This window comes from Pseudanabaena biceps PCC 7429 (assembly GCF_000332215.1).
GTDB lineage: Bacteria > Cyanobacteriota > Cyanobacteriia > Pseudanabaenales > Pseudanabaenaceae > Pseudanabaena > Pseudanabaena biceps.
The window spans coordinates 1-3245 of the sequence record NZ_ALWB01000340.1; the positions used below are offsets into that span (position 1 = coordinate 1).

Consider the following 3245-nt stretch of genomic DNA (forward strand, 5'->3'; position numbering starts at 1 on the left):
ACCCCATTTGCCATCTTGATACAGGACAGTGAGTTTACCACTGCCATTGACTTTGACAATATCACTCTGTCCAAGGTTGACGCTAAAGTCGCCTGTGAACTTGGAGTTGTATTTATCTTTTGCGCCACTAATGACTGCTTCAGGTTTGTTGATGTTGACATAGCTACCGAGCGCAATTTGGGTTGCGCTGAGGGTGACTTTGTCCCAATCAAGTCCATTGCTGTCAATTCGTGCATTCTCAACGTTGGCTTTGGCATCATTTAGTTTCGGAATTGTGATGCTAGCTTTAGCGATGGATACCTTGGTATTTTCATGGTCATACTTAATGTCACTTGCGTCAAAGTTGAGGATATTGGCAACTGTTCCATTTAACTTCACATCTTGGTGTGTGCTACCCCATTTGCCATCTTGATATAGAACGGTTAGTTTACCACTGCCATTGACTTTTACTAGCTCAGAGGAACCAAGATTAACTCCAAAGTCACCTGTGAACTTAGAGTTATATTTATCCTTTGCGCCACTGATGACTGCTTCAGGTTTGTTGATGTTGACATAGCTACCGAGCGCAATTTGGGTTGCACTGAGCGTGACTTTGTCCCAATCAAGTCCATTGCTGTCAATTCGTGCATTCTCAACGTTGGCTTTGGCATCATTTAGTTTCGGAATTGTGATGCTAGCTTTGGCGATGGATATCTTGGTATTTTCGTGGTCGTATTTAATGTCACTTGCGTCAAAGTTGAGGATATTGGCGATCGCGCCATTTAGCTTTACATCTTGGTGTGTGCTACCCCATTTACCATCTTGATACAGAATGGTTAGTTTGCCACTGCCATTGACTTTTACTAGCTCAGAGGAACCAAGATTAACTCCAAAGTCGCCTGTGAACTTGGAGTTATATTTATCCTTTGCGCCACTGATGACTGCTTCAGGTTTGTTGATGTTGACATAGCTACCGAGAGCAATTTGGGTTGCGCTGAGGGTGGCTTTATCCCAGTCAAGTCCATTGCTGTCAATTCGTGCATTCTCAACGTTGGCTTTGGCATCATTTAGTTTCGGAATTGTGATGCTAGCTTTTGCAATAGATACCTTGGTATTTTCGTGGTCGTATTTAATGTCACTTGCGTCAAAGTTGAGGATATTGGCGATCGCGCCATTTAGCTTTACATCTTGGTGTTTGCTACCCCATTTACCATCTTGATACAAGACAGTGAGTTTACCACTGCCATTGACTTTTACTAGCTCAGAGGAACCAAGATTAACGCCAAAGTTACCTGTGAACTTGGAGTTATATTTATCTTTTGCGCCACTGATGACTGCTTCAGGTTTGTTGATGTTGACATAGCTACCGAGAGCAATTTGGGTTGCACTGAGCGTGACTTTGTCCCAATCAAGTCCATTGCTGTCAATTCTTGCATTCTCAACGTTGGCTTTGGCATCATTTAGTTTCGGAATTGTGATGCTAGCTTTGGCGATGGATATCTTGGTATTTTCGTGGTCGTATTTAATGTCACTTGCGTCAAAGTTGAGGATATTGGCGATTGTTCCATTTAATTTCACATCTTGGTGTTTGCTACCCCATTTGCCATCTTGATATAGAACGGTTAGCTTACCACTGCCATTGACTTTTACTAGCTCAGAGGAACCAAGATTAACGCCAAAGTCACCTGTGAACTTGGAGTTATATTTATCTTTTGCACCACTGATAACTGCTTCAGGTTTGCTGATGTTGACATAGCTACCGAGAGCAATTTGGGTTGCGCTGAGGGTGGCTTTATCCCAGTCAAGTCCATTGCTGTCAATTCGTGCATTCTCAACGTTGGCTTTGGCATCATTTAGTTTCGGAATTGTGATGCTAGCTTTGGCGATAGATACCTTGGTATTTTCATGGTCATATTTAATGTCACTTGCGTCAAAGTTGAGGATATTGGCGATTGTTCCATTTAATTTCACATCTTGGTGTTTGCTACCCCATTTGCCATCTTGATATAGAACGGTTAGCTTGCCACTGCCATTGACTTTTACTAGCTCAGAGGAACCAAGATTAACGCCAAAGTCACCTGTGAACTTGGAGTTATATTTATCTTTTGCGCCACTGATGACTGCTTCAGGTTTGTTGATGTTGACATAGCTACCGAGAGCAATTTGGGTTGCGCTGAGCGTGACTTTGTCCCAATCAAGTCCATTACTATCAATTCTCGCATTCTTGACTGTGGCTTTGGCATCATTTAGTTTCGGAATTGTGATGCTAGCTTTTGCAATAGATACCTTGGTATTTTCATGGTCATACTTAATGTCACTTGCGTCAAAGTTGAGGATATTGGCGATCGCGCCATTTAGCTTTACATCTTGGTGTGTGCTACCCCATTTACCATCTTGATACAGAATGGTTAGTTTGCCACTGCCATTGACTTTTACTAGCTCAGAGGAACCAAGATTAACTCCAAAGTCGCCTGTGAACTTGGAGTTATATTTATCCTTTGCGCCACTGATGACTGCTTCAGGTTTGTTGATGTTGACATAGCTACCGAGAGCAATTTGGGTTGCGCTGAGTGTGACTTTGTCCCAATCAAGTCCATTACTATCAATTCGTGCATTCTCAACGTTGGCTTTGGCATCATTTAGTTTCGGAATTGTGATGCTAGCTTTTGCAATAGATACCTTGGTATTTTCATGGTCATACTTAATGTCACTTGCGTCAAAGTTGAGGATATTGGCGATCGCGCCATTTAACTTCACATCTTGATGTGTGCTACCCCATTTGCCATCTTGATATAGAACGGTTAGCTTACCACTGCCATTGACTTTTACTAGCTCAGAGGAGCCAAGATTAACGCCAAAGTCACCTGTGAACTTGGAGTTATATTTATCTTTTGCGCCACTGATGACTGCTTCAGGTTTGTTGATGTTGACATAGCTACCGAGAGCAATTTGGGTTGCACTGAGCGTGACTTTGTCCCAATCAAGTCCATTACTGTCGATTCTTGCATTCTCAACGTTGGCTTTGGCATCATTTAGTTTCGGAATTGTGATGCTAGCTTTGGCGATAGATACCTTGGTATTTTCATGGTCATATTTAATGTCACTTGCGTCAAAGTTGAGGATATTGGCGATTGTTCCATTTAATTTCACATCTTGGTGTTTGCTACCCCATTTGCCATCTTGATATAGAACGGTTAGCTTACCACTGCCATTGACTTTACTAGCTCAGAGGAACCAAGATTAACGCCAAAGTCACCTGTGAACTT

1 protein-coding gene is annotated in these 3245 nt (G+C 42.3%); it reads right to left on the reverse strand.

Annotated features, from left to right (window positions below):
* Nucleotides 1-3129 (reverse strand): translocation/assembly module TamB domain-containing protein (locus PSE7429_RS21970; protein ID WP_009629583.1); only part of this gene is annotated, 3129 nt, incomplete at its 3' end.
* Between the last annotated feature and the right edge of the window lie 116 nt (nucleotides 3130-3245).